A 23,097-nucleotide genomic window follows, 5' to 3' on the forward strand; every position below is an offset into this window, starting at 1 on the left:
CGCTGCGTCGCGCCGGTTCGGGGAGAAGCGGGGACGGCGCGGGGAGGGGCGGGGAATCGCGCCCCTAAACTGCCCGTGGCGCCCGGTCTTCACCCTTCGATCGGCCGGACGCCGCGGCCGTTCCCCGCGGATCCGCCGGACGACAAAGGATTTTGCGGTTGATCCCCGATCTTCCCCGAAAATCCCTTCTCATCCCCGATTAACCCTGATACATCCTCCACCACGACATTGGGGGCAGAACCACTGTTGGTGACCGACGCAGATCGTCGGCGGGCGGCGATGGCCGTGCGCCGGGCAGGTCGGTTTTGCGCCCCGCGTGCGAGGTGGGCGTGGCAGAAAGGGTGGACTATCAGGGAAAGGGACTGGGCCTTGTCGATGACAAGGGTCGGGTAGCCATTCCCAATACCCTGCGCGCGATGCTGGCGAAGAACGCCCCGCGCGAGGACGGCAAGGACGGCGGCACCGTCATCATCGCGCCGCACCCCGAACATCGCTGCCTGATCGCCTACGATCCCGGATTCGTGCCCTATTGGAAGGCGAAGCTGGAGGCGCTGGACGCCGCACAGTTCGAGAAGAGCGGGCGTGTCGACTATAACATCCTGGATCGCGCCGGCGGGGCCGAGCCGCTGCCGTTCGACGGATCGGGCCGCTTCATCATGCCGACGTTCGAGCGCCGCTATGCGCGGATCGGCGCGGCCGCGGTGTTCCTTGGGTCGTTCAACTGGATCACCATCTGGGCGCCGCAGATCCTGATCGAGACGCCGGGCATCGACCCGTTCCTGAAGGAATTCGTGGAGTTCACCTGCGAGGACAAGGGGATTTCCCTGTCATGAGCGGCGATCTCGCCATGCCGCACATCCCGGTCCTGCTGGACGAGGTGATCGACGCGCTTGCCCCCGCCCCCGGCGAGCGTCACGTCGATGCCACGTTCGGCGCCGGCGGCTATACCCGCGGCATCCTGGCACGCGGCGCGCAGGTGATCGCGTTCGATCGCGATCCCGATGCGATCGACGCCGGCGGCGCGCTGGTGGAGGAGGCGGCCGGCGCGCTGGTGCTGGTCCCTGCGACCTTCTCGGCGATGGCCGAGGAACTGGCGGCGCGCGAGCTGTCGCCGGTCGACGGGGTGACGATGGATATCGGCGTGTCGTCGATGCAGCTCGACCAGTCGGCGCGCGGTTTCTCGTTCCAGGCGGACGGCCCGCTCGACATGCGGATGAGTCAGGCGGGCATGTCCGCGGCCGATTTCCTGAACGAGGCGGACGAGGAGGCGATCGCCGACGTCCTGTACCGCTATGGCGAGGAGCCGAAGTCGCGGCGGATCGCACGCGCGGTCGTCGCGGCGCGCCCGCTGGCCACCACCGCGCAATTCGCCGCGGTGGTGCGCAAGGCGCTGGGCCATCGCCCGCACGACAAGAAGGATCCGGCAACCCGCGCGTTCCAGGCGGTGCGCATCCACGTCAACGGCGAGCTGGACCAGCTGGAGCGCGGGCTGGAGGCGGCCGAGCGCGCGCTGAAGCCCGGCGGGCGGCTGGCGGTGGTGACGTTCCATTCGCTGGAGGACCGCATCGTCAAGCGGTTCCTCCGCGACCGGTCGGGCGGTGCGCCCGCCGGATCGCGCCATATGCCGGTTGCCGCGCCGACGCGCGCACCGACGTTCGAGATCACGTCCCGCGCCGTGCGCGCGGGCGAGCAGGAGCTGGCCGCCAACCCGCGCGCCCGCTCCGCCACACTTCGTACCGCCCGGCGTACCGGGGCGGCTTCTTGGGTTCTGGAGGCGTAACGATGGCGGCGATGTATCGGTTGAAGGGGCTGGGCTGGCTGGCCAGCTGCGCGATGGTGGCGATCGGTTTCTACCTGGTGTCCTCGCAGGTGGCGGCCGAGCGCAAGAAACTGGAGCAGATCGACCGCAAGATTGTGTCGGCGCAGCGCGACATCCGCGCGCTGGAAACCGAGTTCGACGTGCGCGCGAACCTGGCGCAGCTGGAACGCTGGAACGGCGACACGCTGGCGCTGACGGTGCCGACCGCGCAGCAGTTCGTCGCGGACGAGGCCGCGCTGGCATCGCTGTCGCCGGATCAGGGCCTGACGCTGCCGGGCGGCGAGGGTGCGGTGCGCACCGCGCAGCTGATCGTTCCGGCCACGCCCGCCATCGCCAATGCCGGCGCGATCCAGACCGCCGCCACCCCGATCACCCCGTCGCCCGCGCCGGTGGTGCGCACCGCCGCGCTTGCCACGACGCGCCGCGCGCCGATCGCGGTCGGCGGCATGGTGAAGGTGGTCGCGCCCGCCACGCCGGCGCGCTCGGCGCGGCTGGCCCCGGCGGTGGCGACCGCCGCGGCGACGCAGCCGGCGCACGCGATGAAGGCGGTGGCGATGCTCGACAAGTCGCTGCTGAGCGATTCGACGATCGGCGATCTGCTGAGCGGCGCCCGTACGGAGCGGAGCCGCCTGCGTTGACCGCGCTGGTGGCCCGGCCGATCCGTCACGCCCGCACCGGGGAACAGCGCCAGCAGGTGCTGGCGACCCAGCATCTACGCCTGATGGTGCTGATGCTGCTGTTCGCGGGCGCGATCCTGATCGTGGTCGGGCGGCTGGCGATCCTGGGCGTCATGGAAGGCGGCGATCGCGGCGCGGCGGCAGCGGCGATGGCGCCGCGCGGCGATATCGTCGATCGCAACGGCGCCCCGCTGGCGCGCACGATCGACGCCTGGACGATCGGGGTCCACCCCAAGAAGCTGATCGGCGACCCGGCCGATATCGCGCAGAAGCTGGCCGACCTGATGCCGGACAAGGGCGACCAGTCGTGGTTCTACGCGCAGATCACGCGGCCCGTTTCTTTCACCTATCTGAACCGCCGCGCCAGCCCCGCGCTGGTCGAGGCGGTGAACGCGATCGGCGAGCCGGGGATCGTGTTCGAGCGCGAGACGCAGCGTCTGTATCCGCAAAGCACGCTGGCGGCCCATGCGCTGGGCTTCATCAGCGGCGGGCGCGGGATGAGCGGGATCGAGCGCGCGCTGGACGAGCGGCTAACCAACCCCTCGCTGTCGGGCACGCCGGTCGCACTGTCGATCGACAGCCGGGTGCAGGCGGCGATGGAAAGCGAGCTGGGCCGCGCGGTCGGGGCCTATCAGGCGAAGGGCGGGGCGGGGATCGTCCTTGACGTCAATACCGGCGAGATCGTGTCGATGGTGTCGATGCCGCTGTTCAACCCCAATCGCGTCGGGATGGCCGGGACCGAGGAACTGCGCAACAACACCATCCAGTCGGTGTACGAACTGGGCAGCGCGTTCAAGCCGATCACCATGGCGATCGCGATCGATTCGGGGATCGTCACCAGCATGTCGCGCCGGTTCGACGCGACCCAGCCGCTGCAGGTCGGCCGGTTCAAGATCAAGGACGACCACGCGCAGAACCGCTGGCTGAACATCCCCGAAACGCTGGTCCATTCCAGCAACATCGCCACCGCGCGCATCGCGGACGAGATCGGCGCTGCGCGGATGCAGCAGATGTTCCGCAAGCTGGGGTTCGACACCAAGCCCGACATCGAACTGCGCGAGAAGGGCCGCCCGCTGTGGCCGACCTATTGGGCGCGCACCACGACGATGACCACCGCCTACGGCCACGGCATCGCGGTGACGCCGCTGCACCTGGCCAGCGCCTATGCCGCGCTGGTCAACGGCGGCATCTGGCGGCCGGCGACGCTGCTGAAGGTGCAGCCGGGCCATGCGGTGCAGGGCCGGCGGGTCATCAAGCCGGAAACCAGCTATCGCATCCGCCAGCTGCTGCGGCTGATCGTGGAGGACGGCACGGGGCGCAAGGCGGAGGCGCCGGGCTACCGCGTCGGCGGCAAGACCGGCACCGCGGAGGTGCCGCGCGCCGGCGGCTATGCCAAGAACGCGAACGTGTCGACGTTCGCGGCAGCTTTCCCGATGGACGCACCGCGCTATGTTGTCATCGCGATGCTCGATTCCCCCAAGCGCGTGGCGGAAAACTCCTTCCAGACCACTGCCGCCTATACCGCGGCGCCCGTCGTCAGCCGGGTCATCAGCCGTACCGGCGCGATGCTGGGCGTGATCCCTGACGACCGGCGCGACATCGACGTGTCCGAACTGTCCGGGCTGCTGTGGCATGCGCCGGGCGAGAATATGGCGGATCCGGAATGAAGCTGGCGCAACTGGTGCCCGGCGGGGGCGACCACGGGGCGACCGTCACGGGCTTCGCGATCGACCATCGCAAGGTCGCGCCGGGCACGATATTCGGCGCGTTCGAGGGCGCGCGCGTCAACGGCGAGGATTTCATCCCCGCCGCGATCGAGGCGGGCGCGATCGCGGTCGTCGCGCGGCCGGAGGCGCGGGTCGACGGTGCGCTGCACATCGCCGATGCCAATCCGCGCGAATGCTTCGCCCGGCTGGCGGCGCGCTTCTTCGCGCCGTTCCCTGAAACTGCGGTCGCCGTCACCGGCACCAACGGCAAGACCTCCAGCGTGGAGATGACGCGGCAATTGTGGCGGCTGGCGGGGCACCATGCCGCGTCGATCGGGACGCTGGGCGTCACCACCGCCGACGATCGGGTCACCACCGGGCTGACCACGCCCGACGTCGTCACCTTCCTGTCGAACGTCGCCGGGCTGGCGCGCGAGGGGGTGACGCATGTCGCGTTCGAGGCATCGAGCCACGGGCTGAGCCAGTATCGAACCGAGGGGCTGCCGGTGCGCGCGGCGGCGTTCACCAACCTGAGCCGCGATCACCTGGACTATCATGGCGACATGGCGGCCTATTTCACCGCCAAGCTGCGCCTGTTCGCGCAGGTGCTGTCGGATGACGGCGCGGCGGTGGTGTGGGCCGACGATCCGCAGTCGGAACGGGTGATCGACATCGCGCGCGAACGCGGCAACCGCGTGTTCACCGTGGGGGAACATGGCGACGACCTGCGGCTGATCACGCGCGAGCCGACGCTGCTGGGACAGGGGTTGACGATCCGCGCCGACGGGGCGGACCATCGCGTCACGCTGCCGCTGATCGGCGCCTATCAGGCGGCCAATGCGCTGATCGCGGCCGGGCTGGTGATCGCGACCGGCGGGGATACGGCCGCGACGATCGCGGCGCTGGCGCGGTTGCAGCCGGTGCGCGGGCGGCTGGAACGCGCGGCGATCAGCGCGCACGGTGCGCCCGTCTATGTCGATTACGCGCATACCCCCGATGCGCTGGAGGCCGCGTGCGCCGCGCTGCGCCCGCATGTCGCGGGTCGGTTGATCCTGGTGTTCGGGGCCGGCGGCGACCGCGACACCGGCAAGCGCGCGCCGATGGGCGCTGCCGCCGCGAGCCATGCCGATGTCGTGATCGTGACCGACGACAATCCGCGTTCCGAGGATCCGGCGGCGATCCGCGCGATGGTGCTGGAAGGCGCGCCCGATGCGCGCGAGATCGGTGACCGCCGCAGCGCGATCGCGGCGGCAGTGGGGGAGGCGCAGGCGGGAGATATCGTCCTGATCGCCGGCAAGGGGCATGAACAAGGCCAGATCGTCGGCGACCTGGTGCTGCCGTTCGACGATGTCGCTGTCGCGCGCGAGGTCGCGGCATGACCTTGTGGACCGCCGCCGCGATCGCCGCGGCCACCGGCGGCACCGCGTCGCAGGATTTCGCGGTCACCGGCGTCGCGTTCGATTCGCGCGAGGTCGGGCCGGACGACCTGTTCGTCGCGCTGACCGGCGAGACGACCGACGGGCACCGCTTCCTGGACCAGGCGTTCGCGCAAGGTGCGGCAGGGGCGATCGTGTCGCAGGACACGACCCATCCGCATGTGCGCGTCGCCGACACGTTCGCCGCGCTGGAGGATCTGGCGCGGGCCGCGCGGGCGCGGGTGGCGGGCCGGGTGATCGGCGTCACCGGATCGGTCGGCAAGACATCGACCAAGGAAGCGTTGTTCGCCGCGCTGGACCGATCGCCCGCGAAGCGCGCGCATCGTTCGGTCAAAAGCTATAACAACCATACCGGCGTGCCGCTCAGCCTGTCGCGGATGCCCGCTGACAGCGACTATGCGGTGCTGGAGATGGGGATGAACCACGCCGGCGAGCTGGCGCATCTGACCACGCTGGTCCGCCCGCATGTCGCGCTTATCACCGCGATCGCGCCGGCACATACCGAGTTCTTCCCCGACGAAGGCGCGATCGCGGATGCCAAGGGCGAGATTTTCCAGGGGCTGGAGCCGGGCGGGGTGGCGATCGTCCCGTTCGACAGCCCGCATCGCGACCGGCTGATCGCGGCGGCGCGGCCCTATGCCGCGCGGATCGTGACGTTCGGCATCAGGGAGGGGGCGGACGTCCACCCGATCGAGATGGCGGCGGCGCCGTCCGGCGGCACCTTCGTCACTGCGCGCGTCGGCACGCGCGAAGTGAGCGTGACGGTGGCGCAGCCGGGCGCACACTGGGTATCCAATGCGCTGGCGGTGCTGGCGGTGGCCGATGCGGTCGACGCCGACCTGGCGCTCGCGGGTCTGGCGCTGGCGGAGCTGGGTGGCTTGCCCGGCCGCGGCGCGCAGATCGCGATCACGCCCGCGGGCGGCGGCGCCGCGACGCTGATTGACGAAAGCTATAACGCTAATCCGGCATCGATGCGCGCGACGCTGGCGGTGCTGGCGCAGATGCCCGGCCGGCATGTCGCAATCCTGGGCGAGATGCGCGAGCTGGGCGAGGCGAGCCCGGCCTATCATGCCGATCTGGCGGTGCCGGTGATCGACGCGCGCGTCGAAACGGCCGTGCTGGTCGGCGAAGCGATGCGCGATCTTGCACGGGCGCTTGAGGGGCGGATCGAATTCGTCCATGTGCCCGACGCCGCCGCGGCACTGGACAAGGCCCGGGCCGTGATCCGGCCCGGCGACGCGGTACTCGTCAAGGGTTCCAACGGGGTAGGGCTGGCGCGGCTGGTGGCCGGACTGGCGGGCGGGAAGACATAAGTGCTGTATTGGATCGCTGAACAACTCGGGTTCCCGGGCGCGTTGAACCTCATCCGCTACCTGTCGTTCCGGGCGGGGGCGTCGGTGGCGACGGCGCTGTTCATCGGCCTCATCATCGGGCCGCGCTTCATCGGCTGGCTGCGCGTGCGGCAGGGCAAGGGGCAGCCGATCCGCGCCGACGGGCCGCAGACCCATCTGGCCAAGCGCGGCACCCCGACGATGGGCGGGTTGATGATCCTGACCAGCCTGTCGCTGTCGATCCTGATCTGGATGGACCTGCGCAACCCGTTCGTCTGGGCGTGCATGTTTGTGACCCTGGGGTTCGGCGCGATCGGTTTCCTCGACGATTACGACAAGGTGCGCAAGGCGAGCACCGCTGGCGTTTCCGGCAAGGTGCGGCTGCTGCTGGAATTCGCGATCGCGGGCGTCGCGGCGTGGATCATCATGCAGGAAAACGGGTCGGGCGTGTTCTTCCCGTTCACCAACCGCTATTTCATCGACCTGGGCTATTTCTACCCGCTGTTTGCCGCGTTCACGATCGTGGCGTTCGGCAATGCCGTGAACCTGACCGACGGGCTGGACGGGCTGGCGACGATGCCGGTCATCATCGCCAGCGTCGCGTTCATGGTGATCGTGTATCTGGCGGGCAACGTGAAGTTCGCCGATTACCTGGGCATCCCGCACGTGCCCCGCGCTGGCGACCTCACCATCTTCTGCGGCGCGGTGATCGGCGCGGGCCTTGCCTTCCTGTGGTACAATGCGCCCCCGGCGGCGGTGTTCATGGGTGACACCGGGTCGCTGGCGCTGGGCGGCGCGCTGGGCACGATCGCGGTCGTCGCGCACCATGAAATCGTGCTGGGGATCATCGGAGGGCTGTTCGTCGTCGAGGCGATGAGCGTCATCATCCAGGTGTTCTGGTACAAGCGCACCGGCAAGCGCATTTTCCGCATGGCGCCGATCCACCACCATTTCGAGCAATTGGGGTGGAGCGAGCCGACCGTGGTGATCCGCTTCTGGATCATCAGCCTGGTGCTGGCGCTGGCCGGGTTGTCGACGCTGAAGCTGCGATGATCGTCGCGCGCGCCTTCGCCGGGAAACATTATGCGGTGCTGGGGCTGGCACGCTCCGGCGCCGCGGCCGTTCGGGCGCTGCTGGCGGGCGGCGCGCGCGTGACCGCGTGGGACAATGACGTGGTCAAGTGCGAGGTGCTGCTGGACGAGGTGGGGCGCGAGGCGCTGGCGATCACCGATCTGGAGGTGATCGACCTTGGCGACGTCGATGCGCTGGTCGTCTCCCCCGGCGTGCCGCTCAACCGCCATCCGCTGGCGGCGAAGGCGCGGGCGGCGGGCGTGCCGATCATCGGTGATATCGAATTGTTCGCGGAAGGACGCGCCGACTTGCCCGCGCACAAGGTTGTCGGGATCACCGGCACCAACGGCAAGTCGACGACCACCGCGCTGGTCCACCATATCCTCGACACCGCCGGCATCCCCGCGCGGATGGGCGGCAACATCGGCCTGCCGATCCTGGCGCAGGAGCCGCTGCCGGAGGGCGGTGTCTATGTGCTGGAACTGTCGAGCTACCAGATCGACCTGACGCAGACGCTCGACTGCGACGTGGCGGTCCTGCTGAACGTCACGCCCGACCATCTCGACCGTTATGACGGGTTCGAAGGCTATGCCGCCAGCAAGGCCCGGTTGTTCGCGATGCAGTCGCCCGCGCATCTGGCGGTGGTCGATTACGAAGCGGAGGCAGAACTTGGGGTGCTGGACGGTGCGCCGGCCGGGCTGAACGTGCGCTTCATCGACGGCGTGCCGCTGCCCGGCGAGCAGGCGCGCTGGCCGTCGTTGCAGGGACCGCACAACGAGCAGAATGCCAAGGCCGCCGTCGCGGTGGCCGAGGCGCTGAATGTCCCCGCCGACGCAATCGAGCGCGCGCTAGAAAGCTTCACCGGCCTGCCACACCGCATGGAGCGGATCGCGACGCTGAACGGCGTGGCGTGGATCAACGACAGCAAGGCGACCAACCCGGAAAGCGCCGCGCCCGCGCTGGCGGCCTTCCCGCGCATCCACTGGATCGTTGGCGGCAAGGCGAAGGGGGCCGACCTGGACGCGTGCGCGCCCTATTTCGACCATGTCGTTCGCGCCTATACGATCGGCGATTCCGGCGCGCGCTTCGCCGCGGTGCTGCGCGGGCACATGCCGGTCGCGGAGGTGGAAACGCTGGACCGCGCGGTGAAGCTGGCCGCGCAGGAGGCGGAACGCGGCGATGTCGTGTTGCTGTCGCCAGCGGCGGCCTCGTTCGACCAGTTCACCGATTTCGAGCATCGCGGGCAGGTGTTTCGCGCGCTGGTGGAGCAGATGGCATGACCGAGGGCAAGCCGGCGGGCGGCGCGATCGATCGCGGGCGGCTGAAGGGCCGCGGCGGGCGCGGCGATCCCTCCCCGCTGGGGACGTGGTTCTGGGACATCGACCGCGTGCTGCTGCTGCTGGCGCTGTTCCTGATCGCGATCGGCCTGCTGGCGGTCGCGGCCGGCTCCCCCGCCAGCGCGATGCGCTATTCGGGCGAGCATCTGAAGTTCGAGCCGCTGCACTATTTCTGGCGCCAGACGATCTGGGTGGCGGTGTCGTTGCCGGTGCTGTTCGGCGTGTCGATGCTGCCGGTGCAGCTGGCGCGGCGGATGGCGTTGCTGGGCGCGGCGGTGTGTATCGCCTGCCTGGTGCTGATGCCGTTCATCGGCATGACCGTGAACGGCGCGAAGCGCTGGATCGGCTTCGGCTTCGCGCAATTCCAGCCGTCCGAGTTCCTGAAGCCGTTCTTCGTGGTGACGGTGGCGTGGCTGCTGTCGCTCAAGTCGCGTGACCAGGAATTGCCGGTGACGATCATCACCGCCGGACTGACCGGGGTGATCGCGCTGCTGCTGATGCTGCAGCCCGATTTCGGGCAGACGGTGATCTTCTGCCTGATCTGGCTGGCGCTGGTGACGATCGCGGGGACGCCGACGAAGACGATCATGGGGTTCGTCGCGCTGGTGCCCGCGGGGCTGGTCGCGGCCTATCTGTTCTACGGCACCGCGCGGTCGCGGATCGACGCCTTCCTGTTCCCCGGTGTCGAGGGGGAGGGCGCGGCCGACCATTTCCAGACCAACGCCGCGCACGCCACGCTGACCGCGGGCGGCTGGTTCGGGACCGGGCCGGGCGGCGGCACGGTGAAGTTCGGCCTGCCGGAGGCGCACACCGACTATATCTATTCGGTGATCGGCGAGGAATTCGGCCTGCTGGCGTGCATGATCGTCGCGCTGGTGTTCCTGGCGCTGGTGGTGCGCGTGTTCGTCAAGCTGCTGGACGAACAGGATCCGTTCAAGCTGCTGGCGGCGTCGGGGCTGGCGGTGCAATTCGGTGCGCAGGCTTTGGTGTCGATGGCGGTCAACACCGGGCTGGCCCCGTCGAAGGGGATGACGCTGCCGTTCATCAGCTATGGCGGATCGTCGATGGTCGCGCTGTCGATCGGGATGGGGTTGCTACTGGCGTTCACCCGGCGCAACCCGTTCCTGATGCGCAGTCCCTATATCACCCGCTGGAACGCCGAATGACCCGTTCGCGCCATTTCGTCCTCGCCGCCGGGGGAACCGGCGGCCATATGGTCCCCGCCGCCGCGCTGGCGGAGGAGCTGATGCGCCGCGGCCACCGTGTCGCGTTGGTCAGCGACGCGCGCGGGGTGCGCTTTCCCGGTCTGTTCGAGGGCGTGCAGACGCACGTCATCCCCGCCGGTCGCTTCACCGGCGGGCCGGTCGGCTGGGCCAGGGCGGCGCGCGAGATGTGGCAGGGCCGCGCGATGGCGGCGGAACTGTATCGCACGTTCAAGCCGGCGGCGGTGGTCGGCTTCGGCGGCTATCCGGCGTTTCCGGCGCTATCGGCGGCGTTCGCGGGCGGAATCCGCACCGCCGTGCACGAACAGAATGCCGTGCTGGGGCGCGTCAACCGGCTGGTCGCGGGCAAGGTGGACGCGATCGCCACCAGCTATCAGGAGACCGAGCGGGTCAAGCCGCGGCTTCGCGACAAGGTGCACCTGATCGGCAATCCGGTGCGCGACAGCGTGCTGGCGCTGCGCGCCAAGCCCTATCCGCTGCTGGACGAGGAAGGCATTTTCCGCGTGCTGGTGACCGGCGGCAGTCAGGGCGCGTCGATTCTGAGCGAGGTGGTGCCCGATGGTCTGGCGATGCTGCCGGTGGCGTTCCGCCGCCGCCTGCAGGTGACGCACCAGGCGCGGATCGAGGATATTGACGCCGTGCGCGAGAAGTACGCCAGCCTGGATATCGCGGCCGATCTGGCGACCTACCTCCCCGACCTGCCCGAGCATCTCGGCTGGGCGCATCTGGTGATCGCGCGCGCGGGCGCCTCCACCATCGCGGAGCTGACCGCGGCGGGGCGCCCGGCGATCCTGGTGCCGCTGCCCAGCGCGACCGACGATCACCAGACCGCCAATGCACGCGAGATCACGCGCGCGGGCGGCGCGCGCACGATCCCGCAATCCGCCTTCACGCCATCGGAACTCGCCAAGCAGATGCAGAAATTGGGCCTCGACCCCGAAGCGCTCCAGAACGCCGCCGCCCGCGCCCGCGCTTGCGGCACGCCGGAGGCTGCCAGCGACCTGGCCGATCTGGTCGAAAGCCTGGATGCGCCGCGCATCGCGTTACCGGTCGGTTCGGGCAAGCCGCGCGAGGTGTTCGCATGAAGGGGGTGGGCACCGACATCGGCACGATCCACTTCGTCGGGATCGGCGGGATCGGCATGTCCGGCATCGCCGAGGTGATGCACAACCTGGGCTACAAGGTGCAGGGATCGGACGTCGCGGAGGGCTACGTGGTCGAGGGGCTGCGCAGCCGCGGCATCCCGGTGACGATCGGGCATGACGCCGCCAATGTCGACGGCGTCGCGGTGGTGGTCACCTCCACCGCGGTCAAGCGCGGCAACCCGGAAGTCGAGGCCGCGCTGAAGAACCGTATCCCCGTGGTGCGACGCGCGGAGATGCTGGCCGAGCTGATGCGCCTCAAATCCACCGTCGCGGTGGCAGGGACGCACGGCAAGACGACCACCACGTCGATGGTCGCGGCGCTGTTGGACGCGGGCGGGGTCGATCCGACGGTCATCAACGGCGGGATCATCAACAGCTACGGCAGCAACGCGCGGCTGGGCGCCAGCGACTGGATGGTGGTGGAAGCCGACGAGAGCGACGGCAGCTTCCTGCGGCTGGACGGGACGATCGCGGTCGTCACCAACATCGATCCCGAACATCTCGACCATTACGGCGATTTCGATGCGGCCAAGCGCGCCTATGTCGAATTCGTCGAGAACGTGCCCTTCTATGGCGCGGCGCTGCTGTGCCTGGACCATCCGGAGGTGCAGGCGCTGATCCCGCGCGTGCGCGACCGGCGGATCGTCACCTATGGCTTTGCCGCGTCGGCGGACGTGCGCGGGGTCAACGTCACCCCCTATCCAGGCGGCAACCGGTTCGAGGCGCTGATCCGCCATCGCGACGGCAGCGTCCGGTCGATCGAGGGGATCGACCTGCCGATGCCCGGGCGCCACAACGTCCAGAACGCGCTGGCCGCGATCGGCGTCGCGCTGGAACTGGGGATCAGCGACGCGACCATCCAGAAGGGGTTCGAGCGCTTCTCCGGCGTCAAGCGGCGCTTCACCAAGGTGGGCGAGGTGCCGTTCGCGGACGGCGGCGTCGCGACGGTGATCGACGATTACGGGCACCATCCGGTGGAGATTCGCGCGGTGTTGGCGGCGGCGCGGGAGAGTGCGCAGGCCGTCAAGGAAGGGGGCAGGGTGATCGCGGTGGTGCAGCCGCACCGTTATTCGCGGCTCGGCAATCTGATGGAGGATTTCCGCGGCGCGTTCAACGACGCCGACCTGGTCTATGTCGCGCCGGTCTATGCCGCGGGCGAGGCGCCGGTGGCGGGCGTCGATGCCGAGGCGCTGGTCGCGGGCCTGCGCGATCGCGGGCATCGCCATGCCGAGGCGATCGCGGATGCCGAGGCGCTGGCCGACGCGCTGGCGGGTGAGGTGCGCAGCGGCGACCAGGTGATCTGCCTGGGCGCGGGCGACATCACCAAATGGGCTGCCGGGCTGGCCGCCGCGATCGAGGCGCGCCGGTGATGCCCGGCTGGTTCGACGCAGTGTCGCAATGGCAGCAGCAGATGATCGACGCGCAGCGCCGGATGCTGGACGCGGGCCAGCACGCCAAGGATGCGGGCGCTGCGATGCTCGACGCGCAGGAAGCGACCAGGCGCGCCGCCGAGGCGAATCTGGCCGCGTGGCAGGCGTGGACTCGCCTGTGGGGCGCCGGGCCGTGGTGACGGCCGCGACGCTGCCGGCGGTGCGGGGCCGCCTGACCGCGCACGCGCCGCTGGCGCCGCTGGTGTGGTTCAAGTCGGGCGGGGCGGCGCAATGGCTGTTCGAGCCGGCCGACGCCGATGACCTGTCGGCGTTCCTTCGCGATCTGGACCCGGCGGTGCCGGTGATGGCGCTGGGGCTGGGATCGAACCTGATCGTGCGCGACGGCGGGGTGCCGGGCGTGGTGGTGCGGCTGGGCAAGCCCTTCGCGACCGCGGCGGCGCTGGATTCGAGCACGCTGCGCTGTGGCGGCGGGGCGAGCGGTATCCTGGTATCCTCCACCGCGCGCGATGCCGGGGTGGCGGGGCTGGAATTCCTGCGCTCGATCCCCGGCACGGTCGGCGGGTTCGTGCGGATGAACGGCGGCGCCTATGGCCGCGAGACCGCCGACGTGCTGGTCGAGGCCGAGGTGGTGATGCGTGACGGCGCGCGGCGGACGCTGCCGGTCGCAAACCTTCGCTATACCTATCGTCATTCGGACCTTCCCGCGGGTGCCGTGGTGATCGGCGCGACGTTCCGCGGCACGCCCGGCGCGCCGGACGCGATCCAGGCCGAGATGGACCGGATCGCCGCCGCGCGCGAGGCGTCGCAGCCGCTGCGGTCGAAGACCGGCGGTTCGACGTTCAAGAACCCCGACGGGCACAAGGCGTGGCAGCTCGTCGATGCCGCCGGGTGCCGCGGCATGACGCTGGGCGGCGCGCAGGTGAGCGAGAAGCACACCAACTTCCTGCTCAACACCGGCACCGCGACCAGCGGCGAGATCGAGGCGTTGGGCGAGACGGTGCGGAAACGGGTGAAGGCGGCGAGCGGGATCGAACTGGAATGGGAAATCCAGCGCGTGGGGGTGCCGGCATGATGAGGACGTCATGCCAGCGCAGGCTGGTATCTTCCGCCGATGCCGCGCTTGCCGGACGAGACCCCAGCCTGCGCTGGGGTGACGGAGGTCGCTGGTGACCGGTTCCCTCTACATCGCAGTGCTGATGGGCGGATGGTCGGCGGAGCGCGAGGTGTCGCTGATGTCGGGTGCCGGCGTCGCGGATGCGCTGGAATCGCTCGGCCATCGCGTGACGCGCATCGACATGGCGCGCGACGTCGCGGCGCGGCTGGCGGCGGCGGCGCCCGATCTGGTGTTCAACGCGCTGCACGGCACGCCCGGCGAGGACGGCAGCGTGCAGGGGCTGCTGGACCTGATGGGGCTGCGCTACACCCATTCGGGCCTGGCGACGTCGGTGATCGCGATCGACAAGGTGCTGACCAAGCAGGTGCTGGTTCCCGCGGGCATCCCGATGCCGGGCGGGCGGATCGTCACCAGCGAGGAGGTGTTCGCCGCCGATCCGCTGCCGCGCCCCTATGTCCTGAAACCCGTCAACGAAGGATCGTCGGTCGGCGTCGCGATCGTTACCGCGGACGGCAATTACGGCCAGCCGATCGGGCGCGACGTGCGCGGGCCGTGGCAGGAATTCGACACGCTGCTGGCCGAACCCTATGTCCGCGGGCGCGAACTGACCACCGCGGTGCTGGGCGACCGGGCGCTGGGTGTGACCGAGCTGCGGCCCAAGTCGGGCTGGTACGATTACGATGCCAAATATACCGACGGGATGACCGACCACATCTTTCCCGCGCCCATCCCCGACGACGTCGCGCAGGCGTGCCTGTCGCTGGCAGTGCAGGCGCATCGCGTGCTGGGGTGCCGGGGATGCAGCCGGTCGGACTTCCGCTGGGACGACGAGCGCGGCGTCGACGGACTGTTCCTGCTGGAGGTCAACACCCAGCCGGGCATGACCCCGCTCAGCCTGGTGCCCGAACAGGCGCGCCATACCGGCATGAGCTATGCCGAGCTGGTCCAGGCGATCGTCGACGAGGCGATGCGGGAGCCGCCGCGGTGAGCCGCACGATCCGCCGCGGCGGACCGCCGCAGCGCCGCGCGCCGGTCGCCAACCGCCGGCGCGTCGCGAAACAGTCGTTCGGCGACCGGATGATCGCGAAGCTGCCGCTGAGCGAGGACGGGCTGCGCCGCGTGGTGACGTGGACCGTGCTGGGCGGGGTGGGCGCCGCCGCGCTGTTCGTCGCGTCGCTGCTGGGGGTGCCGCAGGCGATCGGCGTCGGCATCGCGGAGGCGGGCGCGCGCGCCGGATTGCGGATCGAGCAGGTCGATATCACCGGGCTGAAGCGGATGGACCGCGAGACGGTCTATGCGATCGCGCTGGAGGACCAGCCGAGCCGCGCGATGCTGCGCGTCGATCTGGCGCGGGTGCGCGAACGGTTGCTGGCCTATGGCTGGATCGCTGACGCCTATGTCGCGCGGCGGCTGCCCGACCGGCTGCTGATCCACATCACCGAGCGGGAGCCGGCGGCGGTATGGCAGGACAACGGCCAGCTGACGCTGATCGATGCGGAGGGGCGGTTGCTGGCGCCGGTGGATGCCGCGCACATGCCGAACCTGCCGCTGGTGATCGGCCCCGGCGCGGACCGGCAGGAGGCGGGGTATCAGGCGCTGCTGGCCGCCGCGCCCGCGCTGAAACCGCGCATCCGCGCCGCGACATGGATCGGCAACCGCCGCTGGGACCTGACCTTCGACAGCGGCGAGACGCTGGCGCTGCCGCAGGATAACGCGGCGCAGGCGCTGGTGAAGTTCGCGCAGCTGGACGGCGCGCGATCGCTGCTGGGCAAGGGCTGGCTGCGCTTCGACATGCGCGATCCGGCCAAGCTGGTCGCGCGGCGTCCCGGGCAGGACCGCGCCAGCGCGCTGGCCGACGACGGCCGCGCCGACGAAGGCGCAGGCGGGGGCGCGGGAACGACCGGCGACGACGGCACGGGCAACAAGACCTCGGAAGCGCGCGCAAGGGACGCGGCGCGCGGACAAGAGGCATAACAGGGACGAGAGACACATGGCGAAGGCGGCACCCGACGGGCTGATTACCGCGCTGGACATCGGATCGTCCAAGGTATCGGCGATGATCGCGCAGAAGGGCGACGGCGGCGAACTGGTGGTGCTGGGCACCGGCCAGCGCGAGAGCCGCGGCGTCAAGCGCGGCTATATCGCCGACATGGACGCCACCGAAGTGGCGGTGCGCGAGGCGGTGGAACAGGCCGAGCGGATCGCCGGCCTGAACATCGAGAACGTCTGGGCGGGCTTTTCGGCCGGCGGGCTGGTCAGCGACGAAGCGTTCATCGAGGCCGAACTGGGTGGGATGCGCATCGAACAGGCGGATATCGACGCGCTGCTCCACGAAGGGCGGCAGGCGATCGACCCGCAGGGGCGGATGGTCCTCCACGCGCAGCCCGCGCTCTACACGCTGGACGGACTGACCGGCGTCAAGAAGCCGCTGGGGCTGCATGCCGACCGGCTGGGCGTGCACATCCACGTCATCGCGGCGGACGGATCGCCGGTGCGCAACCTGGACCTGTGCGTGCGATCGGCGCATCTGGAGGTGAAGTCGATCATCGCCAGCCCGGTCGCCACGGGCCTCGCCTGCCTGACCGAGGAGGAGCGCGACCTGGGCGTCGCGCTGGTGGAGGTGGGCGCCGGGATCACCAACGTGTCGCTGTTCGCGGGCGCGATGCTGGTCGGGCTGAAATCGATCCCGTTCGGCGCCGCCGACGTCACCGACGACATCGCCTCCGCCTTCGGCACGACGCGGTTGCAGGCCGAGCGGATCAAATGCTTCCACGGCAGCGCCAACGCCAGCCCGCGCGACAATCACGAGATGGTGACGATCCGCGAGCGTACCGACGACGAGGACTCGGAGGCGTTGCAGATCACCAAGGCGGCGCTGATCCATGTCATCCGCCAGCGGCTGGAGCACCTGATGGGCGAGGTGCAGGCCGCGCTGAAGGAATTGCGCTTCGAAGGGCCGGTCGGCCGGCAGGTGGTGCTGACCGGCGGCGGTGCGGAGCTGAAGGGGATCGCCGATTATGCGCAGCAGGCGCTGGGCCGGTCGGTACGGATCGGGCGCCCGCGCGGGCTGACCGGCCTGCCGGAGGCGCATTCCGGCCCCGGTTTCGCGACGCTGGCGGGGCTGGCGTTCTTCGCCGCGAGCGATCCGATCGACCTGCGCGGGCTGACCCCGACGCCGCAGATGGTGCATCGCCAGCGCGGCTTGCGCGGGTTCTGGAAGCTGGTTCAGGCCGCCAAGGCCAATTATTGACGCGACAATCGGGCGCTTCGCGGTAATTTCTCTTTCACCACGCGCCCCATTGTTGCACATCGGTGTGAATGGCCCGCGACAGGCGACATATTCGCGGGCGGACGGAGTAACTTGTCGATGAGCATCGAATTCATCACGCCCGACCTGGACGATCTGACCCCCCGCATCACCGTGGTGGGCGTCGGCGGTGCCGGGGGCAACGCGATCGCGAACATGATGCGCGCCGACGTGCAGGGCGTGAACTTCCTGGTGGCCAACACCGATGCACAGGCGCTGAAACAGTCCGACGCGGAACAGAAGATCCAGCTGGGCGCGAAGATCACCCAGGGCCTGGGCGCGGGCAGCCGGCCGGAAATCGGCCGCGCCGCCGCCGAGGAGACGATCGAGGAGCTGTCGCGCCTGCTGGAGGGGAGCCACATGTGCTTCATCGCCGCCGGGATGGGCGGCGGCACCGGCACCGGCGCCGCGCCCGTGATCGCCAAGGCCGCGCGCGACATGGGCATCCTGACCGTGGGCGTCGTGACCAAGCCGTTCAGCTTCGAGGGCAGTCGCCGGTCGAAGTCGGCAGAGGCGGGGATCGAGGAGCTGCAGAAGTTCGTCGACACGCTGATCGTGATCCCGAACCAGAATCTGTTCCTGGTCGCCAATGCGAACACCACGTTCAAGCAGGCGTTCGAAATGGCGGACGAGGTGCTGCAGCAGGGTGTGCGCGGCATCACCGACCTGATGGTCATGCCCGGCCTCATCAACCTGGATTTCGCCGACGTGCGGTCGGTGATGCAGGAAATGGGCAAGGCGATGATGGGCACCGGCGAGGCGGACGGCGACGATCGCGCATTGGTGGCCGCGCAGAAGGCGATCGCCAATCCGCTGCTGGACGGCGTGTCGATGCAGGGGGCCAAGGGCGTGATCGTGTCGATCACCGGCGGTGACGACATGCGCCTGCTGGAGGTGGACGAAGCCGCGAACCATATCCGCGAGCTGGTCGATCCCGACGCCAACATCATCTGGGGTTCGGCGTTCAACCCGGAGCTGGAGGGCAAGATCCGCGTGTCGGTGGTCGCCACCGGCATCGAAAGCCAGGCGCAGACCGCCGTCCCGGCGGCGACCGCGCCGGCCGAGCCGCCGCGCACGTTCAGCTTCAACGCGCCGCGCCGCGCGGCCGATACGCCGCCCGCCGCGGCGCCGCAGGCCGCCGCACCCGCCACGGCGCCTGCGCCGGCCGCCTACCAGCCGGCACCCGAGGCTGCCGTGCCGCCGCAGCAGCCCAGCGGCGCCGCGGCGCAGGCGATGGAGGCGGGCGTGCCCGCCGCCGGCCATGTCCCGTCGCCGCAGGCGATCTCACCGGCCAGCGAGGCAGTGGAAGACGAATTGCTGCTCGGCGCCGATGCGATGATGCCGGCGCCCGCACCGGAACCGGCCGCGCCGGGCGCCCCGGTCGACCAAGGCGATGCCGGCCGCCGCCGCTTCCTGTCGTCCGGTGCCGATGCGGACGATGCCCCGCCGCAGCCGCGCGTGAAGCTGGGGGGGACCCTGTTCGAGCGGATGCAGAACGCCACCCGCAACGCCGGGCGCGGCGACGAGGAGCCGCGCGATCCGTCCGACCTGCCGCGCTTCCTGCACCGGCAGAACAACCAGTAACCGACACGCCGCCGGTGCCCGGTCGCGCGCCGCCGCCGCCGTGGCGCCGGTGCGCGTCGGCACGGCGACGGCGCCCCGGTGGGTGGTGGCGCGCGACGCGCGGTTGTCCGTTCACGCCGGTGCCGGCGGGCGGGCCACGCATTCGTCGCCCTGCCGGGTCGCTTCGCCGCACTGACCCACGATCGCCATTGGCGGTTCATCGCGATCGGCGTGTAGGCTCCCGCCCGACCGACCCTTCCTATGCCGCCCGGCCCGCCGCATACGCGCCGGCCGCGCGGGGAGCTTGATACGCATGTCCGACGTCCCTCCGCCGCGCGCGGGACGCATCGCTGCCGCCGGCATCGCCGCCCTGCTGCTGGCGGCCTGTCCCGCCGCGGTGGCCGCGCAGCAGCTGCAGATGGTTCAGGCGCTGAACCCCGATGCGGACCGGCTGGCCGACACGATGCGGCGGCTGGGCGCCAGCCCGCGCGATCTGTCCGCGCTGATCGAGGCGGGCGACCTGTCGTTCCGGCTGGGCGACGTCACCGCCGCCGCCGCTTTCTACAAGCGTGCCGAGGCGGTCGACCCGCATAACGGCCGGGTTCATGCGGGGATCGGCCGCATCCTGGTGAATGGCGAGCGGCCGGGCGAGGCGCTGCGCTACTTCGAACTGGCGCAGCGATACGGCGCGCCGATGGCCGAATATGCCGGCGATCGCGGCCTTGCCTATGACCTGGTCGGCGAACAGGAGCGGGCACAGCGCGACTATCGCGCGGCGCTGGCGCGGGGCGGGGCCGACGCCGATCTGGACGAGGTGCGCCGCCGCTATGCGCTGTCGCTGGGCATTTCGGGGCGGCAGGAAGAGGCGCTGGCGCAGATCGACACGCTGCTGCGGCGGTCGGATCGCGGCGCATGGCGCGCGCGCGCGTTCGTGATGGCGATGAACGGCGACGTGGCGGGGGCCAATCGCATCGCATCGGGGATGATGCCGGCGGGGATGGCGCAGGGGTTGGCGGCGTTCTTCCAGCGGCTGCCGACGCTGAGCGCGACCGATCGCGCCTTCGCGGTGCATTTCGGTGAGGTCGCGGCGACGCCCGCGCGGCTGGCCGACGCGCGGCTGACCCCCGCGCTGCCGCCGTTGGGGATCGACCCGACCGCGCCGCGCCAGCAAATCGCCGCGGTGGCGCCGTCGGTCGCGCGGCCGCTGTCGCGCGCCGAACAGCGGCAACAGCAGCGCGCAGCGCAACTGGCGGCGCGCCAGGCCTCGCGCGGTGCCGCTGCGCCCGTGTCCGTGCCGCCGGTCGCTTATGCCGCCCGTTCCGCAGCGGCCAGTTCCGTTCCGGGCGCTGCCCCGGCCCCTGCGACGCCGACTCCGGCTCCGGCACAGCGCGCGCCGGCCGCGACCAGCAGCGCGTCGCCCACGCCCGCGGCGCAGGTCGCGTCGATCGCCGGGGCACAACGCCCGCCGGCCGCGATCCCGCCGGCCGGATCGACCGTCGCCGGCGCACGCGTCGCTCCCGGTGTTTCACCATCGCCGGCGCCAGGCTATGCCTCTGCTGCGCCGGCCACCGCTGCACCCTCGACCGGCGGCACGCGTCCGGCGCCGTCGGTGCAGACCGCCACCGCGACTCCCCCGGCCGCCGCTGTCCCGACGCCGGCTCCGCCCGCCGCCGCCGGCACGCCGGTGTCGTCGCCCGGTGTCGCGCCGCGCCCCGAGCAAGCGGCCAATGCCGCGGTCGCGGCGGCGACCGCCACGCCGGGCTTCTCCACCACGATCGGACAGGCTCCGACGCCTGCGCCTGCGGCGGCACCCGCCCAGGTCGCGAGCACGACGCCGGCTCGGCCGACCGCGATTGGGCGGGGCGAGGATTCGATCCTGGCGCGGATCGTGGCGGGCATCACCATCCCGGCGTCCGAACTCGATGTGCCGCCGATGCCGGGTGCGGTCCCGGTGGTGGCGCCGCCGCCCGCGCCTGGCTCGGCCGCGTCGCTGGAGGAGGCCGCGCGCGTTGCCGAGCGCAACGCCGCGGCGGACGAGGAAAAGCGCGAGCGCCTGATTGCCAAGCGGCAGGCCGAGCGCGCCGCCGCCGCCGCCAAGGCCGCCGCGGACAAGAAGGCCAAGGAACTGGCCGCCAAGAAGGAAGCGGCCGAGAAGCTGGCCGCGGAGAAGAAGGCGGCACGCGCCGAGCCGGAGCGCATCTGGGTGCAGGTGGCGGGCGGCGCGAACGAGGGCGACCTGCCCAAGGCGTGGAAGGCGGTGCAGGCCAAGGCGTCGGCGCTGGCCGGGCGGCGCGCCTATGCGACGCCGTTGCGCGCCACGAACCGCGTCGTCACCGGCCCGTTCAAGACCGAGGCGGAGGCACGCGCCTTCGTCAACACGCTGGCGAAGCAGGGGGTGTCGGCGTTCAGCTTCACCAGCGCGCCCGGACAGAAGATGACGCGGCTGGACACGAAATAGCATCATGGCCGATCTTGCCCCCTGGGCATCCCACCCCGCGCGCAGTCGCGGGCGCTGCCATGCGGAGGAAGCGGGCGACCGTGGCCCGCGCGATGCGTTCCAGCGCGACCGCGACCGGATCATCCATTCGATCAGCTTCCGCCGCCTGCGCCACAAGACGCAGGTGTTCCTAGCCCCGGACGGCGATCACTTCCGCGTCCGGCTGACCCACAGCCTGGAGGTGGCGCAGATCGGCCGCACGATCGCGCGCACGCTGGGGCTGAACGAGGATCTGACCGAGGCGCTGTGCCTGGCGCATGACATCGGCCACCCGCCGTTCGGCCATGCGGGCGAGAATGCGCTGCAAAAGGCGATGCTGGCGGCGGGCGGGTTCGACCATAACGGCCATACGCTGCGCACGCTGATGTGGATCGAGCGTTCCTATCCGCGTTGGCGCGGGCTGAACCTGACATGGGAGACGCTGGAAGGTCTGGCGAAGCACAACGGCCCGATCTACGCGCCGAGCTGGGCGCTGGCGGAGGCGGATGCACAGGCGGCGCTGGAGCTGACCAGCCATGCCTCGCTGGAGGCGCAGGTCGCGGCACTGGCGGACGACATCGCCTATGACAATCATGACATCGACGACGGCTTGCGCGCGGGGTTGCTGACGCTGGGCCAGATCGAGGCGGTGCCTCTGGTGGCGGAGGGCTGGGCGCGGCTGGACACCACGTTTCCGGACCTGCCGCGTGAACGGCTGGCGGGGGAACTGATCCGCAGCCAGATCGGCGCGATGGTCAACGACCTGATCGCCGAATCGCAGCGCCGCATTGCGGAGGCGGGGGTGGAAAGCGTGGAAGAAGTACGCGCCGCCGGGCGCCCGCTGATCGCCTTTTCCCCCGCGATGGCGGCGGCGGAGCGCGAGCTGAAGCGGTTCATGTACGCCAATCTGTACCATCATCCGCGCCAGCTGGAGGCTGCGGATGCAGCGCATCATGTCGTCGCGGGGCTGTTCGCCGCCTATCGCGGCGATCCGTCGCTGCTGCCGGAGGAATGGCGCGCCCGGTTGCCGGAGGGGGAGCCGGGCATCAGCCGCCATATTGCGGATTTCATCGCGGGCATGACCGACCGCTATGCCGTGGCGCGCTATCGCGAGGTTGTGGGCGCGATCGACCTGCCCGAAGGGTTCTGAGGCACGAAAAACGGGGCGCGCCCGGCGGCACGCCCCGTCCTTGCTGTCCGGAAGAACCGGCGGATCAGTTGGCCGACGCGAGCGCAGTCAGCGGCGTCTGCGTCCGGAACGACACCGGATAGCCGTTGGCATGGCCGGTGACGCGGTTGCCGTCGACCAGCAGGCGGAAGCGGCTGGCGGAGCCGACTTCGCGACCCTCGATCAGGGTACGGCCGCCTTCACGCGCGCTGGTGCTGTACACATAGGTATGGCCGTCGCGGGTAAAGGTCTGCTGCGCCGGCTCCGCGGCCATGCCCATCGTGGAGATCAGCGCGGCGGCGGCGGCGGTGAGGATCGAAACGGTGCGCATCG

At 70.6% G+C, this 23,097-nt stretch carries 20 protein-coding genes; 19 read left to right on the forward strand and 1 reads right to left on the reverse strand.

The window, feature by feature from the left end; genetic code table 11:
- Window positions 1-329: 329 nt before the first annotated feature.
- The 19 genes from COA17_RS03555 to COA17_RS03645 all read left to right on the forward strand — a co-directional run bounded on the left by COA17_RS03555 (window position 330) and on the right by COA17_RS03645 (window position 22,746).
- The gene (locus COA17_RS03555) at window positions 330-833 is read left to right on the forward strand and encodes a division/cell wall cluster transcriptional repressor MraZ (protein ID WP_066490392.1); all 504 of its coding nucleotides are present in this window, start codon (window positions 330-332) and stop codon (window positions 831-833) included.
- Window positions 830-1,780, forward strand: coding sequence for a 16S rRNA (cytosine(1402)-N(4))-methyltransferase RsmH (rsmH, locus tag COA17_RS03560; protein WP_096610176.1), 951 nt, complete (start codon window positions 830-832; stop codon window positions 1,778-1,780). Before COA17_RS03555 ends, rsmH begins: the two co-directional genes overlap by 4 nt.
- 2 nt (window positions 1,781-1,782) lie before the next feature.
- Window positions 1,783-2,457, forward strand: a complete 675-nt coding sequence (locus COA17_RS03565; RefSeq protein WP_096610178.1) for a hypothetical protein — start codon at window positions 1,783-1,785, stop codon at window positions 2,455-2,457.
- The gene (locus COA17_RS03570) at window positions 2,454-4,163 is read left to right on the forward strand and encodes a peptidoglycan D,D-transpeptidase FtsI family protein (RefSeq protein ID WP_066492149.1); all 1,710 of its coding nucleotides are present in this window, start codon (window positions 2,454-2,456) and stop codon (window positions 4,161-4,163) included. The genes COA17_RS03565 and COA17_RS03570 overlap by 4 nt, the downstream gene beginning before the upstream one ends.
- The gene (locus COA17_RS03575; RefSeq protein ID WP_096610180.1) at window positions 4,160-5,581 is read left to right on the forward strand and encodes a UDP-N-acetylmuramoyl-L-alanyl-D-glutamate--2,6-diaminopimelate ligase; all 1,422 of its coding nucleotides are present in this window, start codon (window positions 4,160-4,162) and stop codon (window positions 5,579-5,581) included. Before COA17_RS03570 ends, COA17_RS03575 begins: the two co-directional genes overlap by 4 nt.
- Window positions 5,578-6,951 carry a UDP-N-acetylmuramoyl-tripeptide--D-alanyl-D-alanine ligase gene (locus COA17_RS03580; protein ID WP_066492153.1) on the forward strand — a complete coding sequence of 458 codons (1,374 nt, stop codon included), beginning with the start codon at window positions 5,578-5,580 and terminating at the stop codon, window positions 6,949-6,951. The genes COA17_RS03575 and COA17_RS03580 overlap by 4 nt, the downstream gene beginning before the upstream one ends.
- On the forward strand, window positions 6,952-8,022 hold the full coding sequence (mraY, locus tag COA17_RS03585) for a phospho-N-acetylmuramoyl-pentapeptide-transferase (RefSeq protein WP_066492154.1): 1,071 nt from the start codon (window positions 6,952-6,954) through the stop codon (window positions 8,020-8,022).
- Window positions 8,019-9,320: a UDP-N-acetylmuramoyl-L-alanine--D-glutamate ligase gene (gene murD, locus COA17_RS03590; protein WP_096610182.1), complete on the forward strand. Its 1,302-nt coding sequence runs from the start codon at window positions 8,019-8,021 to the stop codon at window positions 9,318-9,320. The genes mraY and murD overlap by 4 nt, the downstream gene beginning before the upstream one ends.
- Window positions 9,317-10,543: an FtsW/RodA/SpoVE family cell cycle protein gene (locus COA17_RS03595; RefSeq protein WP_096610184.1), complete on the forward strand. Its 1,227-nt coding sequence runs from the start codon at window positions 9,317-9,319 to the stop codon at window positions 10,541-10,543. Before murD ends, COA17_RS03595 begins: the two co-directional genes overlap by 4 nt.
- Window positions 10,540-11,685, forward strand: coding sequence for an undecaprenyldiphospho-muramoylpentapeptide beta-N-acetylglucosaminyltransferase (murG, locus tag COA17_RS03600; RefSeq protein WP_066492158.1), 1,146 nt, complete (start codon window positions 10,540-10,542; stop codon window positions 11,683-11,685). The genes COA17_RS03595 and murG overlap by 4 nt, the downstream gene beginning before the upstream one ends.
- Entirely contained in the window at window positions 11,682-13,115 is a 1,434-nt protein-coding gene (gene murC / locus COA17_RS03605) for a UDP-N-acetylmuramate--L-alanine ligase (RefSeq protein WP_066492159.1), read from the forward strand. The genes murG and murC overlap by 4 nt, the downstream gene beginning before the upstream one ends.
- On the forward strand, window positions 13,115-13,315 hold the full coding sequence (locus COA17_RS19525; protein WP_066492161.1) for a hypothetical protein: 201 nt from the start codon (window positions 13,115-13,117) through the stop codon (window positions 13,313-13,315). Before murC ends, COA17_RS19525 begins: the two co-directional genes overlap by 1 nt.
- Window positions 13,294-14,208 carry a UDP-N-acetylmuramate dehydrogenase gene (murB, locus tag COA17_RS03615; protein WP_425442662.1) on the forward strand — a complete coding sequence of 305 codons (915 nt, stop codon included), beginning with the start codon at window positions 13,294-13,296 and terminating at the stop codon, window positions 14,206-14,208. Before COA17_RS19525 ends, murB begins: the two co-directional genes overlap by 22 nt.
- Window positions 14,209-14,302: 94 nt before the next feature.
- Entirely contained in the window at window positions 14,303-15,238 is a 936-nt protein-coding gene (locus COA17_RS03620) for a D-alanine--D-alanine ligase (RefSeq protein ID WP_281253276.1), read from the forward strand.
- Window positions 15,235-16,224: a cell division protein FtsQ/DivIB gene (locus tag COA17_RS03625; RefSeq protein WP_096610186.1), complete on the forward strand. Its 990-nt coding sequence runs from the start codon at window positions 15,235-15,237 to the stop codon at window positions 16,222-16,224. The genes COA17_RS03620 and COA17_RS03625 overlap by 4 nt, the downstream gene beginning before the upstream one ends.
- 16 nt (window positions 16,225-16,240) lie before the next feature.
- Window positions 16,241-17,500 carry a cell division protein FtsA gene (ftsA, locus tag COA17_RS03630; protein ID WP_096610188.1) on the forward strand — a complete coding sequence of 420 codons (1,260 nt, stop codon included), beginning with the start codon at window positions 16,241-16,243 and terminating at the stop codon, window positions 17,498-17,500.
- 117 nt (window positions 17,501-17,617) lie between these two features.
- Entirely contained in the window at window positions 17,618-19,141 is a 1,524-nt protein-coding gene (ftsZ, locus tag COA17_RS03635; protein ID WP_066489625.1) for a cell division protein FtsZ, read from the forward strand.
- Window positions 19,142-19,433: 292 nt separating this feature from the next.
- A complete protein-coding gene (locus COA17_RS03640; RefSeq protein WP_096610190.1) occupies window positions 19,434-21,578 on the forward strand; it encodes an SPOR domain-containing protein in 2,145 nt (714 codons plus the stop codon).
- A 4-nt stretch (window positions 21,579-21,582) separates the two neighbouring features.
- Window positions 21,583-22,746: a deoxyguanosinetriphosphate triphosphohydrolase gene (locus COA17_RS03645; protein WP_096610192.1), complete on the forward strand. Its 1,164-nt coding sequence runs from the start codon at window positions 21,583-21,585 to the stop codon at window positions 22,744-22,746.
- Window positions 22,747-22,810: 64 nt separating this feature from the next.
- Here the strand turns inward: COA17_RS03645 and COA17_RS03650 are convergent, their stop codons facing one another.
- Window positions 22,811-23,095 (reverse strand): hypothetical protein, encoded by a 285-nt coding sequence (locus tag COA17_RS03650; RefSeq protein ID WP_066489635.1) that lies wholly within the window; start codon window positions 23,093-23,095, stop codon window positions 22,811-22,813.
- Window positions 23,096-23,097: the final 2 nt, after the last annotated feature.

This window comes from Sphingomonas ginsenosidimutans (assembly GCF_002374835.1).
GTDB classification, from domain to species: Bacteria; Pseudomonadota; Alphaproteobacteria; order Sphingomonadales; family Sphingomonadaceae; genus Sphingomonas; species Sphingomonas ginsenosidimutans.

Excerpts from the sequence above, each read along its gene's own strand:
- COA17_RS03565 (WP_096610178.1), top strand. The coding sequence starts at position 1,783 with ATGGCGGCGATGTATCGGTTGAAGGGGCTGGGCTGGCTGGCCAGCTGC.
- COA17_RS03580 (WP_066492153.1), top strand. The coding sequence starts at position 5,578 with ATGACCTTGTGGACCGCCGCCGCGATCGCCGCGGCCACCGGCGGCACC.
- COA17_RS03575 (WP_096610180.1), top strand. The coding sequence starts at position 4,160 with ATGAAGCTGGCGCAACTGGTGCCCGGCGGGGGCGACCACGGGGCGACC.
- murC (WP_066492159.1), top strand. The coding sequence starts at position 11,682 with ATGAAGGGGGTGGGCACCGACATCGGCACGATCCACTTCGTCGGGATC.
- COA17_RS03640 (WP_096610190.1), top strand. The coding sequence starts at position 19,434 with ATGTCCGACGTCCCTCCGCCGCGCGCGGGACGCATCGCTGCCGCCGGC.
- murD (WP_096610182.1), top strand. The coding sequence starts at position 8,019 with ATGATCGTCGCGCGCGCCTTCGCCGGGAAACATTATGCGGTGCTGGGG.
- ftsA (WP_096610188.1), top strand. The coding sequence starts at position 16,241 with ATGGCGAAGGCGGCACCCGACGGGCTGATTACCGCGCTGGACATCGGA.
- murG (WP_066492158.1), top strand. The coding sequence starts at position 10,540 with ATGACCCGTTCGCGCCATTTCGTCCTCGCCGCCGGGGGAACCGGCGGC.
- ftsZ (WP_066489625.1), top strand. The coding sequence starts at position 17,618 with ATGAGCATCGAATTCATCACGCCCGACCTGGACGATCTGACCCCCCGC.
- rsmH (WP_096610176.1), top strand. The coding sequence starts at position 830 with ATGAGCGGCGATCTCGCCATGCCGCACATCCCGGTCCTGCTGGACGAG.
- COA17_RS03595 (WP_096610184.1), top strand. The coding sequence starts at position 9,317 with ATGACCGAGGGCAAGCCGGCGGGCGGCGCGATCGATCGCGGGCGGCTG.
- COA17_RS19525 (WP_066492161.1), top strand. The coding sequence starts at position 13,115 with ATGCCCGGCTGGTTCGACGCAGTGTCGCAATGGCAGCAGCAGATGATC.
- COA17_RS03650 (WP_066489635.1), bottom strand. The coding sequence starts at position 23,095 with ATGCGCACCGTTTCGATCCTCACCGCCGCCGCCGCCGCGCTGATCTCC.
- COA17_RS03645 (WP_096610192.1), top strand. The coding sequence starts at position 21,583 with ATGGCCGATCTTGCCCCCTGGGCATCCCACCCCGCGCGCAGTCGCGGG.